Genomic DNA, 18,470 nt, shown 5'->3' on the forward strand with positions numbered 1-18,470 from the left:
AGATAGTATATGACAGAATTTCAACATTCAAATATAATTCAAAGAGATATAGAACAAGAAATGAGACAGTCTTATCTAGACTATTCTATGTCAGTTATTGTTTCAAGAGCATTACCTGATGTAAGAGATGGTCTAAAGCCTGTTCACCGTAGAATTTTATACGGGATGAATGAGCTAGGTCTCTTATCAAATAAACCACATAGAAAGTCAGCTAGACTAGTCGGTGAAGTAATGGGTAGGTTTCACCCACACGGTGACTCAGCTATTTATGATGCAGTTGTTAGACTAGCCCAAGACTTTAACACAAGATATCCACTAGTTGATGGGCAAGGTAACTTTGGTTCTATGGACGGTGACGGGGCAGCTGCCCAACGTTATACCGAAGTAAGGATGACAAAGTTAGCCCAAGAAATGCTAAGAGATATCAATAAAAACACAGTAGATTTCCAACCAAACTTTGATGAGGAAGAGCTTGAGCCAAAAGTTTTACCATCAAGATTTCCAAACTTATTAGTAAATGGATCAGCTGGTATAGCTGTTGGTATGGCTACAAACATGGCTCCACACAACTTAGGAGAAGTTATCGACGGTACCATAGCTTATATGGAAGATCCGGAAATTTCTTTTGAAGATTTGATGCAATATATTCCAGGTCCAGATTTTCCAACTGGAGCTAATATATTAGGTAAAAAGGAAATTATTGAAGCCTATAAAACTGGACGTGGTAAGGTAAGAGTAAGGGCAGAGGCTCATATAGAAGAGTTCAAATCTAAACATGTAATTATTGTTACAGAAATACCTTATACAGTTAATAGGTCTAAACTAATCTTAAAGATAGTTGAACTAGTAAGAGATAAGAAAATAGAAGGCATTACAGATATCAGAGATGAGTCTAATATAAATGGTACAAGGATTGTAATCGAAACAAAGAGAGATGCAAATCCAAATGTTGTTTTAAATAACTTGTACAAACAAACACAAATGACTACAACCTTTGGTATCATAAACCTAGCTCTTGTAAATGGTATACCTAAGGAATTGACTTTAAAAGAGTTAATTCACCACTATGTAGACCATCAAAAAGAAGTTGTTACAAGACGTACACAATTTGACTTAGACAAGGCAGAGGCAAGAGCTCACATAGTTGAAGGTTTAAGAATCGCCTACGATAATATTGAAGAAATCATTAAGATTATTAGATCAAACTATGATGATGAAGAAATCAAGAAAGAATTTGCTAAGAAGTTTGCTTTAACAGATGCCCAATCTCAAGCTATTTTAGACATGCAATTAAAGAGATTGTCAGGTTTAAATATAGAAAGATTAGAAAATGAATACAAGGAACTTTTAGAAACAATTAAAAATCTAAAGGCTATTTTAGCTGATGAAAAACTTTTAATTGGAGTAATAAAAGAAGAACTTTTAGAAATCAAAGAAAAATTTGGTGATGAAAGAAGAACAAAAATAGTTCCAGCAGAAGGTGACTTTGACGAAGAAGAGTTAATTGAAGAAGAAGAAGTATTGATTACTCTTACAAATCAAGGCTATATAAAGAGACTTCCAGCAGATACCTACAAGGTTCAAAATAGGGGTGGTAGAGGAGTTTCAGGTATGACAACAAAGGATGATGACTTTGTTCAAGACCTATTTGTAACATCTACCCACAACAACATATTATTCTTCACAAATAAGGGAAGGGTATATGTGAAAAAAGCTTACCAAATAAGAGAAGGTAAGAGAACTTCTAAGGGACAGGCTATTATCAATATCCTACCATTACAAGCAGGTGAAAAAGTATCAGCAGTTGTACCAGTGTCTGGTGTAGAAAAGGATACCTACCTAGTACTTGCTACAAAACATGGTAAGATCAAAAAGACCCATTCTGAAGAATTTGAAAATATCAGAACTAGCGGCATCATAGCTATAAGCTTAGAAGACGATGATGAATTAATAGCTGCAAGAGAAGTTGAAGATAATCAACTTGCTGTATCTGTTACTTCCCTAGGTCAATCTATAGTATTTAACTTAGATAGTGTAAGACCAATGGGTAGAAGTGCCAAGGGTGTAAAAATGATTAGCCTAAACAAGGAAGACTTTGTTGTAGATTTAAGTATCTATGAAGACCAAGAATACCTATTTACAGTAACTGAAAATGGATATGGTAAAAAGACCCTATTTAGACACTACAAGGAACAAAATCGTGGTGGTAAGGGTGTTAGAACCTACAAGATAACAAATAAAACAGGTAATTTAATTGCATCTAAACTTGTGAATATGGATGATGAAATTATGCTAGTTTCAGCTAATGGTCAAGTTATCAGACTTTCAAGCAAAGACATATCTACAGTAGGAAGGGCAACCCAAGGTGTAATCCTAAAGAGGGTAAAAGAAGATGGTGACAAGATTGTTGCAGCAGCTAAATATATAGCTGAAGAATAGGAGTTAATATGACTTTCGATATAATTTATAATATTGGTGATTGCTTAGAAGCTTCACTTATTGGAGATTTAGACATCAATACTGTAGAAGAATTTAAGGATAGTCTAATAAATAAATTTAAGGAAGAAGACAAAAACTTGATTATAAATTTAGAATCATTAGATTATATTGATTCTACAGGTCTTGGAGCCTTTATGACAATCTACAAAGAAGTAGAAGATAGGGGCAGAAAACTTAAAATAATAAATCCCAAGAAAAATATCGTAAAATTATTTAAGATTACTGAATTAGATACTATATTAAATTTGGAGGATTAAATGGATAAAATAAAATTAAGTATTCCATCAAATCCCAAATATTTACCTAGCTTAAGACTAACAGCATCTTCTTTAGCAAATACTTTAGAAATGGATATAGACAAGATTGAAGATATAAAGGTTTTAGTTTCTGAGCTTTATACCTACTTGCTACCATCCTATGATGAAGTAAAGGTCATATTTGAAGTAGATAAGGACAAGTTAAATATAGTTTTTGATGATATAGAAGCTTTTAATAAATTAAACACTAGTGATTTAGATTTTGAATTGAAAAAACAAATATTATTAGCCTTGTCTGATGACCTTAAAATTGAAAAAAATAGCATTACTATAGTTGTAAACAAGTAGGTCCATAATGGCTAAAGAAAAACAAGTAAACAAGGATATTAAATACTTTGACGAGTTTAAACAACTAGAGGAACTGAGGCTAAAAGAAGAAAAATTAGAAAAAGCAAAGGGTGAAATAGATAAGGAAGAATTGAACAAAATCAAAAGAGAAATTAAAAGTCTTAGGGACTATTTAATTGAAGAAAACCTGTATATTGCAGAGATACTAGCAAAGAAATATACAAATAGGGGGATAGAATATGATGACCTCTTTCAAGTAGCTTCTTTGGGACTAGTTTTAGCTGTAGATAGGTTTAATGTCGATAGGGGCTTTGAATTTTCTTCTTTTGCAACACCAACTATAACTGGTGAAATAAAAAGATACTTTAGGGATAGGGGCTGGACTATAAGGGTTCCAAGGAGAATCCAGGAGTTATCCAAGCAAATAAATAATGCTAAACAAACCCTTAGCCAGAGGTTACAAAGGACTCCAAGGATCGATGAGATAAGCGATTTATTGGATGTATCTGAAGAAGAGGTTTTAGAAGCCCTAGATGCTTCACAAGTTTATTCGCCACAATCTATAGACAAAAATTTTGATACTTCTTCTGAAGATAGTGAAATTAGTTTGTCTGATTTACTAGGAGAAGAGGATAAAAATTATGCATTTGTTGACAATATGAACTATATTACAGAAGCTATGAAAGATTTTTCGGATGTAGAAAAGAAAATAGTCTATTATAGATATTTCGATAAAATGACCCAGGTAGCTATAGCTGATAAACTAGGTGTTAGCCAAATGACAGTATCTAGGTTAGAAAAAAAAGTAATTAAAAAATTTAGAAAAGTCTTGGGAATAAAAGCTTAATATTAAAATTTAGAACTGATTTTGCAGAGGTATATTTATTTTTGCGAAATCAGTTTTCTTTTTAAGAATTTAGGCTCACCTAACAAAAAAATTTTACATAATAAATAAAAGTGCTATAATTTAAACTAATTACAAGGAGGAAGTTATGAAAATTGAAAGAGAATTTTTACAAGAAAAAGCTAAAGAATTTAACAACAATAGGGCCTTGAGAATTTCGCAAAGAGCGGCTAGTTCAACAGGTCTAGTAGAAGCAAGTATAGATAAAAGAGAATATGATAGCAACAGGTTTCATTTCAATATTTCCTTACCTGAAACAAAGATAAGAAATCAAAATAAATCTGGCAGATGCTGGATATTTGCAGCTATGAATGTTTTAGAATATGCCTTGTGCCAAAAGTATAATCTAAAAGAATTTGAATTATCACAAAATTACATATATTTCTATGACAAGTTAGAAAGGGCAAATTATTTCTTTAATTCAATCTTAGAAACACTTGATGAAGAACCATCTTCAAGATTAGTTTCCCATATCTTATCATCACCAATGGGTGATGGTGGTCAATGGGATATGATTAAAAATATTGTGAAAAAGTATGGTGTTGTACCTGCTAATTCCATGCCCGATACAGCAAATTCTACTGCATCAGCAAATATGAATGATTACTTGACTAAAATTCTTAGAATGTATGCTAAAAATATTAGAAAAGCTCATCAAGAAGGTAAATCATTAGATGATTTAAGAGCAATGGTTGAAGAATACATGGGACAATTTTATAATGCCCTAGCAATTTCTTTAGGTACACCACCAGAAAAAATTGACTTTGAAGCTAGAGACAAGGATGACCAAGTTCATTCTGAAAAAGGATTAAGTCCTTTAGAATTCTTTAATTTAATCGATTTTGACCTTGACCAATATATTTCATTGATAAATGCACCAACCAAAGATAAACCTTACTACAAATCTTATACAGTTGAACACCTAGGAAATGTACTAGAAGGCGACTTGGTAAAATATGTAAATGTACCAATAGAAGTTATGAAAGAAGCTGTTGTAGACCAAATCAGGTCCAATGAACCTGTATGGTTTGGTTGTGATGTTGGACAATTTTTCTCAAGAGAATCTGGAAAACTAGACCTAACTACAGTAAATGTTTTTGATATGCTGGATGTTGATTATGATTTTAGCAAGGAAGAAAGATTAGACTATCACGAATCCTTGATGACCCATGCTATGGTATTTATGGGCCTTGACTATGATATGGAGAATGAAAGACCTCTAAGATATAAGGTTGAAAACTCATGGGGTAGCAAGAGTGGTATAGATGGTTACCTAGTAATGTCAGATGAATGGTTTGACGAATACATGTACCAAGTATTGGTAAACAAAGCTTACCTACCTGAAGAAGTACTTGTAGCTTATGAGGAAGAACCAATAAAATTAAGACCTTGGGACCCAATGGGATCATTAGCTTAATTAGGTAGATAAAAATGGTGTTACGGATTAGTTAAATCTAGTCTGCACACCATTTTTTTTTGTGGATTTTAGATTCTGATAGTTTAGAGATAGCTGGAAAATAAATACAGTAAGAATGTAAGTTTTTAATTCATCTTTTGTATTTACTAAATGCTGAGGATTGTAAATATTAGAAAAAGAATTAACCTTAAAATTTATCTGTGAATGGGAAAATAAGTTTTAAAACTGTTTTTTGAAATCTATACTTATGAAAAATCGGAAATTGTAAGTTTTAAAATCAATTTTCGACTTTAAAACTTATCTGTGAATGGGAAAATAAGTTTTAAAACTATTTTTTGAAATTTATACTTATAAAAAATCAAAAATTGTAAGTTTTAAAATCAATTTCCGACTTTAAAACTTATCACGACAGAAATTGCTATCAAATATTCACAAAAAAAGATACCAGCTAGGCTGGTATCTTATAAAAAACTATTTATTTCTGAAAAATTTTCTTTCAACTAATTTATGAATTTCACCAACTACAAATGGTAAAAATGCAAATGGTAATACTATTGCCCAGTCTTTTAATCCAAAGGCATGGGAGTGGAAAATTACTTGCATAAATGGAATATAGATAACAGCTAGAGTTAGTAAGGTTGAACCTATAAAGGCGTAAACTAAACTCTTGTTTGAGAATATTCCTAATTCATAAACTGTATATTTTTCTGATCTTGCAGAGAATGATCTTAGCAACTCTGACAATACCAAGGTTGCAAAGGCAATTGTTTCTGCCTTGTTGATATTAATTTCTCTTAATGCAGCTTCAACACCATTTATTGGATATAGGTAGGTGAATGAAATATAGAAGGCTGCAAGTGTTGCTACAGCTATGGCTATAGCTTGAGTAGCTATATTATCCACAAGATTTCTATCTATAATTTGGTCATCGGTCTTTCTTGGTGGCTGGTTCATTATATCTGGCTCACCCGGTTCCACACCCAAGGCTAGGGCTGGGAAGGAGTCTGTTACAAGGTTTAACCATAACAGTTGAATAACTGTCAATGGAATTGGCCAACCGACTAACATGGCTACTAGCATTATTAGTACTTCACCGATATTACATGATAGAAGGAAGGAAACGAATTTCTTGATATTTGAGTAAATTACCCTACCTTCTTCAACAGCCTTTACTATTGTAGCAAAGTTATCATCTGTTAGGATAACTTCAGCAGTATTTTTAGCAACGTCTGTACCAGTGATTCCCATGGCTATACCGATATCGGCTTTTTTAATAGCTGGGGCGTCATTTACACCATCACCAGTCATGGCTGTTATTTGGTTATTTTCTTTAAGGGCTGTTACAATTTGCACCTTATTTTCAGGTGAAACCCTTGCGAATATTCTCTTTACTTTTACAATTTCCCTTATTTGTTCAGGAGTCATATCATTTAGTTCTTTACCCATGATAGCTTGGTCATCAGATTCAGCTATACCCAGGTCTTTACCTATCGCTATGGCTGTTTCTAAGTAGTCACCAGTAATCATGACTGGAGTGATACCAGCTGTCTTACAGTGCTTAATAGCTTCTTTAGTCTCTGGTCTAGCTGGGTCTATCATACCAACAAGTCCGATAAATACTAGGTCGGATTCAACCTTATCAGGGTCTTGATCATCAGGTAAATTTTCCCATTTCTTCATAGAAATAGCTAAAACTCTTAGGGCTTGTTTAGCATATTCACTATTTTTATTTAAAATTTCATCTTTTAAACTTTCAGTTAATTTTTCAACCTTACCATTGATTAGTATATGATTACACCTGTCAATTACTATATCTGGTGCTCCTTTGGTGAAGGCTACATAGGCATCTTCAAAGAAGTTTTCATGGAAGGTGGTCATCATTTTTCTTGTAGAATCAAAAGGATATTCCTTGACTCTTTTTAGCATTTCATTTAATTCTTCATTATTTAACTTAGCCTTTTCAGCTACAGTGATAAGGGCTCCCTCTGTAGGGTCACCCATTATTTCCCATTTGTTTCCTGTGTGGTTTAATTTTGCATCTGAGTTTAGACTTGCAGCAGTAAGCAATACTTTCAAGTCCTTATCATTTACTGGATCTACGGCTTGTCCGTCAAATTTTATATCACCTTCAGGTTCATATCCAACACCATCAATTGTATAATCTTTAGATGAAGTGTAGATAGTTTTTACTGTCATTTCATTTTGTGTTAAAGTACCAGTTTTATCTGAAGCTATAAAGGTTGTAGTACCTAATGTTTCTACGGCTAATAGTTTCTTTACAATTGCATTGTTTTGAGCCATCCTATTCATACCTATAGATAAAACTATGGTAACAACAGCTGCTAAACCTTCAGGAATAGCTGCAACTGCAAGTGATACCGCAGTCATCAAGGATTGCAACCAGTCTAGGTCTTCTCTGAAAAGACCAACTATAAATACTATGATAGAAACTGCTATTACTAAAAGGGCTAAGCTTTTAGATAATTTGTTTAACTTTCCTTGTAGAGGTGAACTTTCATTTTCACTAGATTGGATATTTGTTGCGATTTTACCTATTTCAGTATCATGGCCAGTTTTGGCAACTACAGCCTTGGCCCTTCCTCTGGTAATGATTGATGAAGAATGCACATAGTTTGAACGATCTCCGATTTCTGTATCTTTATCAAAAATTATTTCAGCATCCTTGTCCACTGGAACTGATTCACCAGTCAAGGAAGATTCGTCTGATGATAGGTTTTGACTTTCTATAAGTCTTAGGTCGGCTGGAACTATATCACCTGTTTCTAAAACAACTATATCTCCAGGTACTAATTCTCTAGCTGGGATTTGTGTAAGCTTCCCATCCCTATAGACCTTAGCATTTGGAGCCGACATTTGTTGTAAGGCTTTTACTGAATCCTCTGCCTTTCCTTCTTGGAAAAGAGAAAGACCAGCATTTAAGACAACTATGGCTAAAATAATAACAGTTTCTATTTTATCGCCTGAAAAAGCTGATAAGGTAGCTGCTGCTAAAAGTATGATAACCATAGGGTCAAGTAATTGATCTATAAGTTTAGCAAAAAAGGATTTGCCTTTTTTCTCTTGTAATTCATTTGGACCATATTTTTCAAGTCTGGCCTGGGCTTCTTGGCTAGTAAGCCCCTGGTTGCTATCAACATCTAAGCTTGATAGAACCTCATCTCTACCCTTAAGATAGAATTTTTCCATAATACCCTCCATTTGGTCAATTTATTTAAAATAAAAAAGACCTTAATATTTCAATCTAGGTCTTGCTTCCTTTCGGTACTTAGCCGGGATCTTATATCCGTAATGACGACTAAATATTATTAAGCTACTCCCCTTAGGATTATGAATATTATAGCAAAGTATTAGGGAATTTTAAAGATAAAGCTGATAAAATAACATAATAAAGAATTTTGAAATATTTTCATATTAAAGTAATATATAATTACAGAGACAGAAAGGAAGTAAGATATGACAAAACCAATCATAGGTATATCAGCAAGTATTCTTATAGACAATGGAGATTTTGCTGGATATAGGAGAATATATGTGAATGAAGACTATGCTGATGCGGTAATCAAAGCAGGAGCTACACCTTTAGTTTTATCTATAAATGATGAAGATTCAGTAATAGATGAATATATTAACATAATTGATGGATTAATCTTATCTGGTGGGCATGATGTTGATCCTAGAAATTATGAAGAAAATCCAAATCCAAAACTAGGACAAGTTTTACCAGAAAGAGATAGCTTTGACCTTAAATTATTAAAAAAGGCTAAGGAAAAAAACATTCCAATTTTAGGTATTTGTAGAGGATTCCAACTAATAAATGTAAGCTATGGTGGCAGCTTATGGCAAGACTTATCCTATAGTGACAAAGACTATATAAAACACAATCAAGTTTATGGACCAGAAATAACTACCCATAGCATAAAAGTAGAAGAGGGAACTAAATTACACAATATTTTCAAAAAAGATACTTTGAGCGTAAATAGTTTCCACCATCAAATAATAAAAAATCTAGGACAAGGCTTGAAATTATCAGCCCAAGCACCGGATGGAGTAGTGGAAGCCTTTGAAGATCCTAATTATAGGTTTTTACTTGGTGTACAATTCCATCCAGAAATGCTACACAGGGTAAAGGATGAAATGCAAGGCTTATTTAATGAACTCGTAAAAGAAGCGGGTGAGAAGAGGTAGAAAATGAAAAAGAAATTGGGATTTTATTCTATTGTATTACTTACAATAAATTCAATAATAGGGACCGGTATATTTTTATCACCAGGTTCTGTAGTAGCACAATCAGGAGATAAGGCTTTAGTAGTTTACCTATTTGCTGCTATCTTTTCTACAGTTTTAGCCGTTACCTTTGCTGCAGCAGCTAAATATGTTTCAAAGGGTGGGGCAGCCTATGCCTATACAAAAGCAGCCTTTGGAGATAACCTAGGATACTATGTTGGTATAACAAGATATGTAGCAGCATGTATAGCCTGGGGAGTAATGGGAACAGCAGTAGTTAAAACTGTTCTAAAGATATTTAACCTAAACAATGAAAGTTTAAGCAATATAGCTATGGGATTTTTAGTATTGATGTTTGTTTTGATGGTTATTAACCTAATGGGAACCAAGGTTTTTGAAATAATCAACAACCTATCTACTATTGGTAAGGTGGGAGCCTTAGTTACAACTATAATCGTAGGTTTTGTAATGGTATTTATCATGGGAGAAAATAATTTTTCTGCTATCAAAACTATAACAGATGAATCTGGTCAAGCCCTAGGATCAAACTTGGATTTAACAGGATGGGTAATGGCTATCATTGCAGCTTTCTATGCCTTTACTGGTTTTGAAAGTGTTGCATCGGGTTCAGAAGATATGGAAGAGCCTGAAAAGAACCTTCCAAGAGCAATTCCTCTAGCTATCGGTATAATTGCCTTGATTTATATTGGAATTGTAGGAATAGCAATGGCGATTAATCCACAAGCCCTTGTAGAATCTAAGGAAGTAGTAGCCCTAGCAGATGTATTTTCAAATAAAATTATAAGAAATATGATTGTTATAGGTGCACTTATTTCAATGTTTGGTATCAATGTGGCAGCTTCCTTCCATACACCAAGGATTTTAGAATCAATGGCTAAGCAAGACCAAGTGCCTCATGTATTTGCCAGAAGAACATCCAATGGTTTCCCAATAGTATCATTTTTAACAACTATAGCTATAGCTGTTGTGATACCAATGGCATTCAAATTTGATATGACAAATATAATAATCATCAGTTCCATATCAAGATTTGTACAATTTGTAATTGTACCAATAGCAATCATAATGTTCTACTATGGTAAGGAAAAGGGACAAGTATTAGAAAATGTAAAGAAAAATACTTTAACAGACTTAATAATTCCTATAATAGCCTTGGGTCTAACCCTAGTCTTGCTATACCAATTCAATTGGAAGGGACAATTTACAATGACCAATGAAAATGGAGATCTAGTAGCAAACACCTTCGCTATAATAGCTATGGTTGTGGGTTATATAGTCTTACCATTTACATTGATGGCTTGGAAAAAACTAAAAAATAGGGGGTAAAATATGTTAGAAAGAATCAGAAGTGAGAGAGCTCCAAAGGCTATTGGATCTTATTCACAAGCTACTAAGATTGGAAATTTAATCTTTACATCAGGTCAATTGCCAATAAATCCAGAAACTGGGCAAATTGACGAAAAAGATTCTATAAAATGGCAAGTAAAACAATCCTTAAACAATGTAAAGGCTATTTTAGAAGATAATGGTTCTTCAATGGATTCTATTGTTAAGGCAACTGTATATCTTGATAATATAAAAGATTTTTCCGACTTTAACGAAGTTTACCAAGAGTTTTTTGAAAAATCTTATCCAGCAAGATCAGCCTTTGAAGTTGCTAAGCTTCCAATGGATGCTTTAGTAGAAATAGAGGTGATTGCTGAGGTAGAAAATGAAGGATAATACTAGACTTTTGCATGGATATAATGTAATTGATGAATATACAGGTGCAGCTTCTATACCAATTTATCAAACCTCAACCTTCCACAATTCAGAGTTATATTGTAAAAAACAAAAATACCAGTATTCTAGATTTTCAAATCCTACCATCGATGCATTAGAAGATGGCTTTAGGTGTTTAGAAAAATCTAAATATGCTGTAAGTTTTTCATCAGGTATGGCGGCGATTACGACATCTCTTATGCTATTAGAAGCAGGAAATCATGTGATTTTCCCCTTGGAAGTTTATGGAGGAACCTGCCAATTTTCAAATGCTATCTTGCCGGATTTTGCCATAGAAAGGTCTTATATAGATATGGCAAACTTGGAAGAAGTAAAAAATAGTATAAAAGAAAATACAAGGATGATATATATTGAAACACCATCCAATCCTCTGCTTAAAATTTGTGATATAGATGAAATAATAAAAATAGCTAAAGATCATAATCTACTAACAGTTGTAGACAATACCTTTATGACTAGCCTAGCCCAAGAACCTCTAAAGCTTGGAGCTGATATAGTTGTTGAAAGTGTAAGTAAATTTATAAATGGCCATAGTGACGTAATTGCTGGCTTAGCAGCTACCAATGACCAGGAAATTTATGAAAAATTAAAACTATACCAGAAGAATTTCGGTGCAATAGTAGGGGTTGAAGATGCCTGGTTGATTTTAAGGGGCATGAAAACCATGGGGATTAGGTTAAAAGAATCTGTGAAAAATGCTCAAGAGATAGCAGAGCTATTAGATAAGCATCCAAAAGTAAAGAATGTCTATTATCCAGGATTAAAAACACACCCTGGTCACGAAGTTCACTTTAAGCAAGCTACAAATGGGGGAGCAGTATTGTCCTTTGAATTATACAATGAAGAGGATATGAAAGAGTTTTTAAGAAGGTTGGAAATCCCTATTTTAGCTGTTTCCTTGGGTGGTGTCGAATCTATAATCTCCCATCCAGCTTCCATGTCTCATGCTTGCTTGTCTTGCGAAGAAAGGAAAAAGCAAGGGGTCACAGATTGCTTATTGAGATTATCATGCGGCATCGAAGATATAGAAGATTTAATTGCAGACTTTGAAAATGCATTGGATTTTTAATATAATAAGGTATTGTAAATATACAATACCTTTTTTTATTTTAAATAATCTAGGTTATAAAGCAATTTTATTATGTAATATAAGTAGAAATTTAGGATTGATGAAGAATGAGAATTATAACACTATCATCAGGTTCTGCGGGTAATTGTACCTATTTGGAATCTGATAAAAGTAAAATTTTAATAGATGTGGGTTTGACAGGGAAAATGGCTGTAAACCTTATGGCTATGGCAAATATCAAGGCAAATGAAATAGATGCTATATTTGTGACCCATGAACACATTGACCACATAAAGGGAGTTGGCGTCCTATCAAGAAAATACGACATCCCCATTTATGCCAATGCTAAAACCTGGCTGGCCATGCAGGCAAAAATAGGTAAGATTGCTAGCAAAAATATAAATGTATTTAAGTCAAATACCTTTTTTAGCTTTAGAGACTTAGATATAAGAAATGTGTCAACCTTCCACGATGCTGCAGATCCTGTATTTTTTGTTTTTTATCAAAAGCAACAAAAGATATCCATATTGACAGATACAGGTATAGTATCAAGTCCTATAATTGATGCAGTAAGAGATTCAAATATACTGATTTTAGAGTCCAACCATGATGAGAAGAGACTTATGGAAGGGCCTTATCCGCAAAGTTTGAAATATAGGATAAGGGGAGAATATGGTCATCTTTCAAATGACATGGCTCTGGAAATTGTTGATGAATTGGCACAAGCCAAGGGTGAAAAAATAATCTTAGGCCATCTTTCTTCTACAAACAATAGCAAAGAAATAGTTTATAGTGGTATGGAAACTTTATTAGTAAACAAGGGAATAAAAATAGGAGATGACTTAGACCTAGAAGTTTCAGAAGAATTTAAACTTGGAAAACTTATAGATTTGGGAGGAGATTATTCATGAATATAGATATCATTACAGTAGGAAATATAAAAGAAAATTACTTGACCCAGGCTATAAATGAATACCTTAAACGCCTAAGACCCTATGCTAATGTAAATATCATTGAAATAAATGAATATCAATTATCAAATAAGGCATCGGACAAAGAAATCGAGCAAGCTCTTGAAAAAGAAGACCAAGATATATTAGCTAAGATAAAGGAAAAGTCTTATGTAATTAGCCTAGCCATTGAAGGTAAGCAAGTCACTTCAGAGGCCTTGGCACAAAAAATAGAAGATCTAACTATAGATGGATATTCAGATATAACTTTCATAATAGGTGGATCTTATGGGATGTCAAATGAGCTGAAACAAAAATCTGATATGAAATTATCTTTTTCAAAGATGACCTTTCCCCATCAATTAATGAGGGTAATCCTTTTGGAACAAGTTTATAGGTCCTTCAAAATATTGAAAAATGAACCCTACCACAAGTAATGTTTAAGTAAAAATCCTTCTGGGTATATTATAGACTAGAAATCTAAAGGAGGATTTTATGTATAAAAGAAGAGGAATAAAATTAACAGCTTTACTATTATCAGGACTAGTGTTTTTAACAGCATGTTCTAATGGTAAAACTAATCAAAGTGAAACAACAAAAGAAACAGTGGTAGAACAAAATACTGAAACAAGGCAAGAAACAAAAGTAGAAGAAACCAAACAAACAGAAACTACTAATAATCAAGCTACCGCTAGCAAGGTAGATATAAATAGGGCAGTTGAAATATTTCATGATACTTTCTCTGACAAAGCTATAAATATTACACAAATAGATTATGATAGAGACAATGGTAGATACACCTATGAAATAGAAGGTTGGAAAGATAATCAAGAATATAAGATTGAAATTGATGCTGAAACAGAAGAAATCTTAAAGAAAGAATCCGAAATGGATGACGATATTGATAGGGATAAGATTGTTATAGAGCTTGATAAAATTACAAGCCCAGAAAAGGCTATAGAAGAAGCTCTAAAACAAGCTAATGCTACTAAGATAGAAGGTTGGGAACTTGACACCGAAAATGGAGTATTAGTATATGATATTGATGTTGAAGATGGTAAAAACGTTGTAATATCAGCAGATGATGGAGCATTTATCAAATTTGACTAGGAAATTAAATATATAAGTTAATAGTAAACACAGCTTGGGAATAATCCTGGCTGTGTTTTTTATTTAGTAAGAATCCTTATTTCTGATATAATATATAGGAATATTGTTCTTAATTGAACACCATATAGGAGAAATAAATGATTTTAGATTTAATTAAAGTTGTGATTCTTTCAATAGTTGAGGGAATTACAGAGTTTTTACCTGTTTCATCAACAGGACATATGATACTAGCAAATGAATTTGTTAAATTGTCACCAGAAAATTTTTCATATAACTTTATGATAATAGTACAATTAGGGGCTATTTTATCAGTTATAGTGATTTACTTTAATAAGTTAAACCCTTTTTCAAAAGAAAAAAATCCAAAGGGATTGATACCAAGCCATGTGTCACAAATGACAGGATTTAAAAAGATAGTAAATAATATTTACTTTTGGTTTAAAAATAATAAAACAGCCAACCTTTGGCTTAAAATAGTATTTGCTGTCTTACCAGCAGCGGTTTTAGGTGTATTATTTGACGATATAATAGAAGAAAAACTATTTGGACCTATGCCTGTAGCTGCAGCCCTTATAGTTTACGGTATTATAATTATAATTTTAGAAAAAGCAAATGAAGGAAAAGAAAACTTCAAATTTACAAGTGTTTTTGACCTAGATTGGAAAACAGCATTTTTAATAGGGTGTTTCCAAGTCTTGGCTATGTGGCCAGGTACATCAAGGTCTGCAGCAACTATTATAGGTGCTATGATCTTAGGATTAAATAGGACAGCAGCAGCTGACTTTTCATTCTTTTTAGCTATCCCAACCATGATAGGTGCTAGCTTATTAAAGATACTTAAGGCTTCAGGGATGACAAGCTGGCAATGGTTCTTAATCGGCCTAGGCTTTGTATTGTCATTTATAGTTGCCTATGTAGTTATTAAAAAATTCTTAGACTATATTAAAAAGAACGACTTCAAAGTATTTGGTTATTATAGAATTGCTTTAGGTATTTTAGTTTTACTATATTTCGCTATATTTTAATGAGGAGACCTTATGAAAAGACTAAATAGAAGAGGTAAAATTATTTTTACTATATTAGCTATAGTTCTTATTTTTATCTTTTATAAACTTTATAAATTTAATAAATTAGACGCTAAGCTTGAAGTCTTTTCAGTAAGTCAAAGTGATGGTATTCAAGATTTTGCTATTGTGGATGACAAATATTATAGTCTTGAAAACGGGAAAATTACAGCTTATGGTAAAAATGGTCAAATCTTTAGCCAAGATGCTAAAAATGCTATCAAGGTCCTTGCAGACAAAAGGATTTATACCTTTGACAAGGATGGTATAGTTAGAAAACTTGATAGGGAAAGTGGTAAGGAAAAGGACCAAGTCAACTTAGAAATGGAAATAGTCCATGCTGAATTCCAAGATGATAGCATAATAGTTTATGGAAAAGATAAGGTCATAAGATTGAATAAAAAATTAAAGGTAAAAAATACCATGGACAAGGAAGATAATCCAGTAAAGTATGCCTTTAATAATGACTTAGAATCAGTTGTAAGTTTAACTTTAGATAAGGGAAAGGCAATTTCAAACTATTCTCTATATCAAAATCAAGAAAAAATATTCAATTTATCTACTAGTAGGGAAACTTTTATAGATACTAAAATAATTGGAAATAAGGCCATCCTCGTTTCAAATGCCTATATATATGTAATAGAAGATAGGGCAATAGTGGACAAGATTTTATTGAGAAATATCCAGGCCTTAGATACTTACAAGGATGAGCTTGCCTTGGTTGACAAGGGCGAATTAAAACTATTTGATAGTGATTTAAATGGAAAGGTGCTTAAAGATTTATCAGAAGAAGCTATTGGTATATCCATAAATAGGGGCGGAATAACTGTGCTTACAAAAACCAACCTTTATAGCTATAAAAAGCAAAATATAAGTTCTATTGGAGTTGAAAATCCCATATCCCTCTATAAAAATGCTGGAAATGATTATGTGGTTTATAAAGATAAAATTGTAAAAGTGGAAAAATAGGAGTATAGATGTTAAATAAATTATTCAATGATCTTAATTATAGAGAATTTTTTAATCAATATCCTTTACTATTAAAATTAACAAAAGTCTTATTGATTATAGTAGTTGCTATTATTATCAAGGCTATAGTTAATCATCTTGTGAAAAAGGTAGAAATAAAGCAAGATAAGAAAATGCTAAATGTAGGTAAGGTTAAAACAATATTTTCCATACTTACAAATGTCCTAAACTTTGTAATATACTTTATAGCCTTGACTCAAATTTTATCAGTCTTCAATATATCTACTAGTTCAATTTTAGCTGTAGCTGGGGTTGGTGGTATGGCTATAGCCTTTGCTTCCAAATCAATTATTGAAGACCTAATAAGTGGTGCCTTTATAATTATGGAGGACCAGTATGAAATAGGTCACTGGGTAACTATTGATGGTAAGGGTGGTACAGTTATAGATGTAGGCATGAGGCTTACCAAGTTAAGAGATATAGATGGCAAGGAAATTATAATACCAAATAGAAATATTACAAGTGTTATAAACCATTCAATAAATGATATGAGGGCTAGCGTTTTAGTCTATATATCAGACGATAGACCCTATACAGAGGTTGCTAAAAAAATCCAGGAAGCTGTAGATAAAGTCTATGACTCTATGGACAATTTTGTAAGCAAACCAGAAATTTTAGGTGTTGATTCCTTTACCGAATTTGGATATACAGTTTTAGTTCAAGCAATGACAAAAAATGGTAGCCAATTTAATATCCAAAGAAAAATGAGGGAAGAAATTATAAAGTCCTTACAAGAGTCAGAGATTGAATTTTCAAGAATAGGTGATAAAGATGGAATATAGGCTAGGAGACCTGGTCCAACTTAAAAAGGGCCATCCATGTGGACAAAATGAATGGATGGTCCTTCGTACAGGAGTTGATATGAAACTTAGGTGTACGGGTTGCGATAGGGAACTTTGGGTAAAAAGAGTTGATTTTAATAAAAATATAAGGAAAATCAAAAATAGTCAAGGAAAATTTGTTTCTATAAAAAATTTCATTAGGGAAGAATAGTTTGGAGGAAGCATGGCTTACATAGAATTTAATGACGTTCATAAGATATACAAGATGGGCAACAATGAAATCCATGCTAATAATGGGGTAAACTTCAGGATTGACAAGGGTGAATTTGTTGTCATGGTGGGAGCTTCAGGAGCTGGTAAGTCAACCACCTTAAACATACTTGGTGGCCTAGACACAGTATCTAAGGGCCAGGTAATAGTTGATGGAAATATCATATCTGACTATGATGAAAAGTCCCTTACTGAATATAGGAGATATGATATAGGTTTTGTTTTCCAATTCTATAATCTTATTTCTAACCTAACAAGCTTAGAAAATGTTGAAATGGCGACCCAGATAGTAGAGGATGCCTTTTCACCAAAGGAAACCTTGAAAATGGTTGGGCTTGACCATAGGATTGACAACTTTCCATCCCAATTATCAGGTGGGGAACAGCAGAGGGTTGCCATAGCTAGGGCCCTTGCTAAAAATCCTAAGATTTTACTTTGTGACGAACCTACCGGCGCCTTAGACTACAAGACAGGTAAGCAAATATTGAAACTTTTACATGACACATGTAGAAAAACTGGTACTACCGTCATTGTAATTACCCACAATGCTGCAATAGCACCAATGGCTGATAAGATCATACACTTGAAGGATGCGAAAGTGCAGAGTGTTGAAAAAAATGCTAGTCCAAAGGCAATTGAGGATATAGAATGGTGATAAAGACCTTGATTTATTTAAAACTGTCCTAAAAATTACTGAAGAAGGTAAGTTAGAACAAATATAAA

At 32.9% G+C, this 18,470-nt stretch carries 18 protein-coding genes; 17 read left to right on the forward strand and 1 reads right to left on the reverse strand.

Annotated features, from left to right (window positions below; all coding sequences use genetic code 11):
- The first annotated feature begins 9 nt into the window (after positions 1–9).
- The 5 genes from gyrA to C4Q29_RS05240 all read left to right on the forward strand — a co-directional run bounded on the left by gyrA (position 10) and on the right by C4Q29_RS05240 (position 5,425).
- Positions 10–2,439 carry a DNA gyrase subunit A gene (gyrA, locus tag C4Q29_RS05220; protein ID WP_103981760.1) on the forward strand — a complete coding sequence of 810 codons (2,430 nt, stop codon included), beginning with the start codon at positions 10–12 and terminating at the stop codon, positions 2,437–2,439.
- Positions 2,440–2,447: 8 nt separating this feature from the next.
- A complete protein-coding gene (locus C4Q29_RS05225; protein ID WP_103981761.1) occupies positions 2,448–2,756 on the forward strand; it encodes an STAS domain-containing protein in 309 nt (102 codons plus the stop codon).
- On the forward strand, positions 2,757–3,104 hold the full coding sequence (locus tag C4Q29_RS05230) for an ATP-binding protein (RefSeq protein WP_103981762.1): 348 nt from the start codon (positions 2,757–2,759) through the stop codon (positions 3,102–3,104). It abuts the gene before it with no gap.
- Between the two features lie 7 nt (positions 3,105–3,111).
- On the forward strand, positions 3,112–3,951 hold the full coding sequence (locus C4Q29_RS05235) for a SigB/SigF/SigG family RNA polymerase sigma factor (protein ID WP_103981763.1): 840 nt from the start codon (positions 3,112–3,114) through the stop codon (positions 3,949–3,951).
- Between the two features lie 145 nt (positions 3,952–4,096).
- A complete protein-coding gene (locus tag C4Q29_RS05240) occupies positions 4,097–5,425 on the forward strand; it encodes a C1 family peptidase (RefSeq protein WP_103981764.1) in 1,329 nt (442 codons plus the stop codon).
- Positions 5,426–5,896: 471 nt separating this feature from the next.
- On the opposite strand, the gene C4Q29_RS05245 is transcribed toward C4Q29_RS05240, so the two are convergent.
- A complete protein-coding gene (locus tag C4Q29_RS05245; protein ID WP_103981765.1) occupies positions 5,897–8,632 on the reverse strand; it encodes a cation-translocating P-type ATPase in 2,736 nt (911 codons plus the stop codon).
- Between the two features lie 267 nt (positions 8,633–8,899).
- Here C4Q29_RS05245 and C4Q29_RS05250 point away from each other — a divergent pair, with 267 nt between their 5' ends.
- The 12 genes from C4Q29_RS05250 to C4Q29_RS05305 all read left to right on the forward strand — a co-directional run bounded on the left by C4Q29_RS05250 (position 8,900) and on the right by C4Q29_RS05305 (position 18,402).
- The gene (locus tag C4Q29_RS05250; RefSeq protein ID WP_103981766.1) at positions 8,900–9,631 is read left to right on the forward strand and encodes a gamma-glutamyl-gamma-aminobutyrate hydrolase family protein; all 732 of its coding nucleotides are present in this window, start codon (positions 8,900–8,902) and stop codon (positions 9,629–9,631) included.
- A 3-nt stretch (positions 9,632–9,634) separates the two neighbouring features.
- A complete protein-coding gene (locus C4Q29_RS05255) occupies positions 9,635–11,017 on the forward strand; it encodes an APC family permease (protein ID WP_103981767.1) in 1,383 nt (460 codons plus the stop codon).
- 3 nt (positions 11,018–11,020) lie between these two features.
- A complete protein-coding gene (locus tag C4Q29_RS05260; RefSeq protein ID WP_103981768.1) occupies positions 11,021–11,413 on the forward strand; it encodes a RidA family protein in 393 nt (130 codons plus the stop codon).
- Positions 11,403–12,542, forward strand: coding sequence for a trans-sulfuration enzyme family protein (locus C4Q29_RS05265; protein WP_103981769.1), 1,140 nt, complete (start codon positions 11,403–11,405; stop codon positions 12,540–12,542). Before C4Q29_RS05260 ends, C4Q29_RS05265 begins: the two co-directional genes overlap by 11 nt.
- Before the next feature lie 107 nt (positions 12,543–12,649).
- A complete protein-coding gene (locus tag C4Q29_RS05270; RefSeq protein WP_103981770.1) occupies positions 12,650–13,453 on the forward strand; it encodes an MBL fold metallo-hydrolase in 804 nt (267 codons plus the stop codon).
- Positions 13,450–13,929 carry a 23S rRNA (pseudouridine(1915)-N(3))-methyltransferase RlmH gene (gene rlmH / locus C4Q29_RS05275; RefSeq protein WP_103981771.1) on the forward strand — a complete coding sequence of 160 codons (480 nt, stop codon included), beginning with the start codon at positions 13,450–13,452 and terminating at the stop codon, positions 13,927–13,929. The genes C4Q29_RS05270 and rlmH overlap by 4 nt, the downstream gene beginning before the upstream one ends.
- A 58-nt stretch (positions 13,930–13,987) precedes the next feature.
- Positions 13,988–14,602, forward strand: coding sequence for a PepSY domain-containing protein (locus C4Q29_RS05280; protein WP_103981772.1), 615 nt, complete (start codon positions 13,988–13,990; stop codon positions 14,600–14,602).
- 137 nt (positions 14,603–14,739) lie between these two features.
- On the forward strand, positions 14,740–15,627 hold the full coding sequence (locus tag C4Q29_RS05285) for an undecaprenyl-diphosphate phosphatase (protein ID WP_103981773.1): 888 nt from the start codon (positions 14,740–14,742) through the stop codon (positions 15,625–15,627).
- 12 nt (positions 15,628–15,639) lie between these two features.
- On the forward strand, positions 15,640–16,635 hold the full coding sequence (locus C4Q29_RS05290; protein ID WP_103981774.1) for a hypothetical protein: 996 nt from the start codon (positions 15,640–15,642) through the stop codon (positions 16,633–16,635).
- Positions 16,636–16,643: 8 nt separating this feature from the next.
- Positions 16,644–17,477, forward strand: a complete 834-nt coding sequence (locus tag C4Q29_RS05295; RefSeq protein ID WP_103981775.1) for a mechanosensitive ion channel family protein — start codon at positions 16,644–16,646, stop codon at positions 17,475–17,477.
- Entirely contained in the window at positions 17,467–17,688 is a 222-nt protein-coding gene (locus tag C4Q29_RS05300; RefSeq protein WP_103981776.1) for a DUF951 domain-containing protein, read from the forward strand. The genes C4Q29_RS05295 and C4Q29_RS05300 overlap by 11 nt, the downstream gene beginning before the upstream one ends.
- A gap of 12 nt (positions 17,689–17,700) precedes the next feature.
- Positions 17,701–18,402, forward strand: a complete 702-nt coding sequence (locus tag C4Q29_RS05305) for an ABC transporter ATP-binding protein (protein ID WP_103981777.1) — start codon at positions 17,701–17,703, stop codon at positions 18,400–18,402.
- Positions 18,403–18,470: the final 68 nt, after the last annotated feature.

The organism is Helcococcus massiliensis (assembly GCF_900258485.1).
GTDB classification, from domain to species: Bacteria; Bacillota; Clostridia; order Tissierellales; family Peptoniphilaceae; genus Helcococcus; species Helcococcus massiliensis.

Coding starts and splice junctions, on each gene's coding strand:
- gyrA (WP_103981760.1), top strand. CDS start 10: ATGACAGAATTTCAACATTCAAATATAATTCAAAGAGATATAGAACAA.
- C4Q29_RS05225 (WP_103981761.1), top strand. CDS start 2,448: ATGACTTTCGATATAATTTATAATATTGGTGATTGCTTAGAAGCTTCA.
- C4Q29_RS05230 (WP_103981762.1), top strand. CDS start 2,757: ATGGATAAAATAAAATTAAGTATTCCATCAAATCCCAAATATTTACCT.
- C4Q29_RS05235 (WP_103981763.1), top strand. CDS start 3,112: ATGGCTAAAGAAAAACAAGTAAACAAGGATATTAAATACTTTGACGAG.
- C4Q29_RS05240 (WP_103981764.1), top strand. CDS start 4,097: ATGAAAATTGAAAGAGAATTTTTACAAGAAAAAGCTAAAGAATTTAAC.
- C4Q29_RS05245 (WP_103981765.1), bottom strand. CDS start 8,632: ATGGAAAAATTCTATCTTAAGGGTAGAGATGAGGTTCTATCAAGCTTA.
- C4Q29_RS05250 (WP_103981766.1), top strand. CDS start 8,900: ATGACAAAACCAATCATAGGTATATCAGCAAGTATTCTTATAGACAAT.
- C4Q29_RS05255 (WP_103981767.1), top strand. CDS start 9,635: ATGAAAAAGAAATTGGGATTTTATTCTATTGTATTACTTACAATAAAT.
- C4Q29_RS05260 (WP_103981768.1), top strand. CDS start 11,021: ATGTTAGAAAGAATCAGAAGTGAGAGAGCTCCAAAGGCTATTGGATCT.
- C4Q29_RS05265 (WP_103981769.1), top strand. CDS start 11,403: ATGAAGGATAATACTAGACTTTTGCATGGATATAATGTAATTGATGAA.
- C4Q29_RS05270 (WP_103981770.1), top strand. CDS start 12,650: ATGAGAATTATAACACTATCATCAGGTTCTGCGGGTAATTGTACCTAT.
- rlmH (WP_103981771.1), top strand. CDS start 13,450: ATGAATATAGATATCATTACAGTAGGAAATATAAAAGAAAATTACTTG.
- C4Q29_RS05280 (WP_103981772.1), top strand. CDS start 13,988: ATGTATAAAAGAAGAGGAATAAAATTAACAGCTTTACTATTATCAGGA.
- C4Q29_RS05285 (WP_103981773.1), top strand. CDS start 14,740: ATGATTTTAGATTTAATTAAAGTTGTGATTCTTTCAATAGTTGAGGGA.
- C4Q29_RS05290 (WP_103981774.1), top strand. CDS start 15,640: ATGAAAAGACTAAATAGAAGAGGTAAAATTATTTTTACTATATTAGCT.
- C4Q29_RS05295 (WP_103981775.1), top strand. CDS start 16,644: ATGTTAAATAAATTATTCAATGATCTTAATTATAGAGAATTTTTTAAT.
- C4Q29_RS05300 (WP_103981776.1), top strand. CDS start 17,467: ATGGAATATAGGCTAGGAGACCTGGTCCAACTTAAAAAGGGCCATCCA.
- C4Q29_RS05305 (WP_103981777.1), top strand. CDS start 17,701: ATGGCTTACATAGAATTTAATGACGTTCATAAGATATACAAGATGGGC.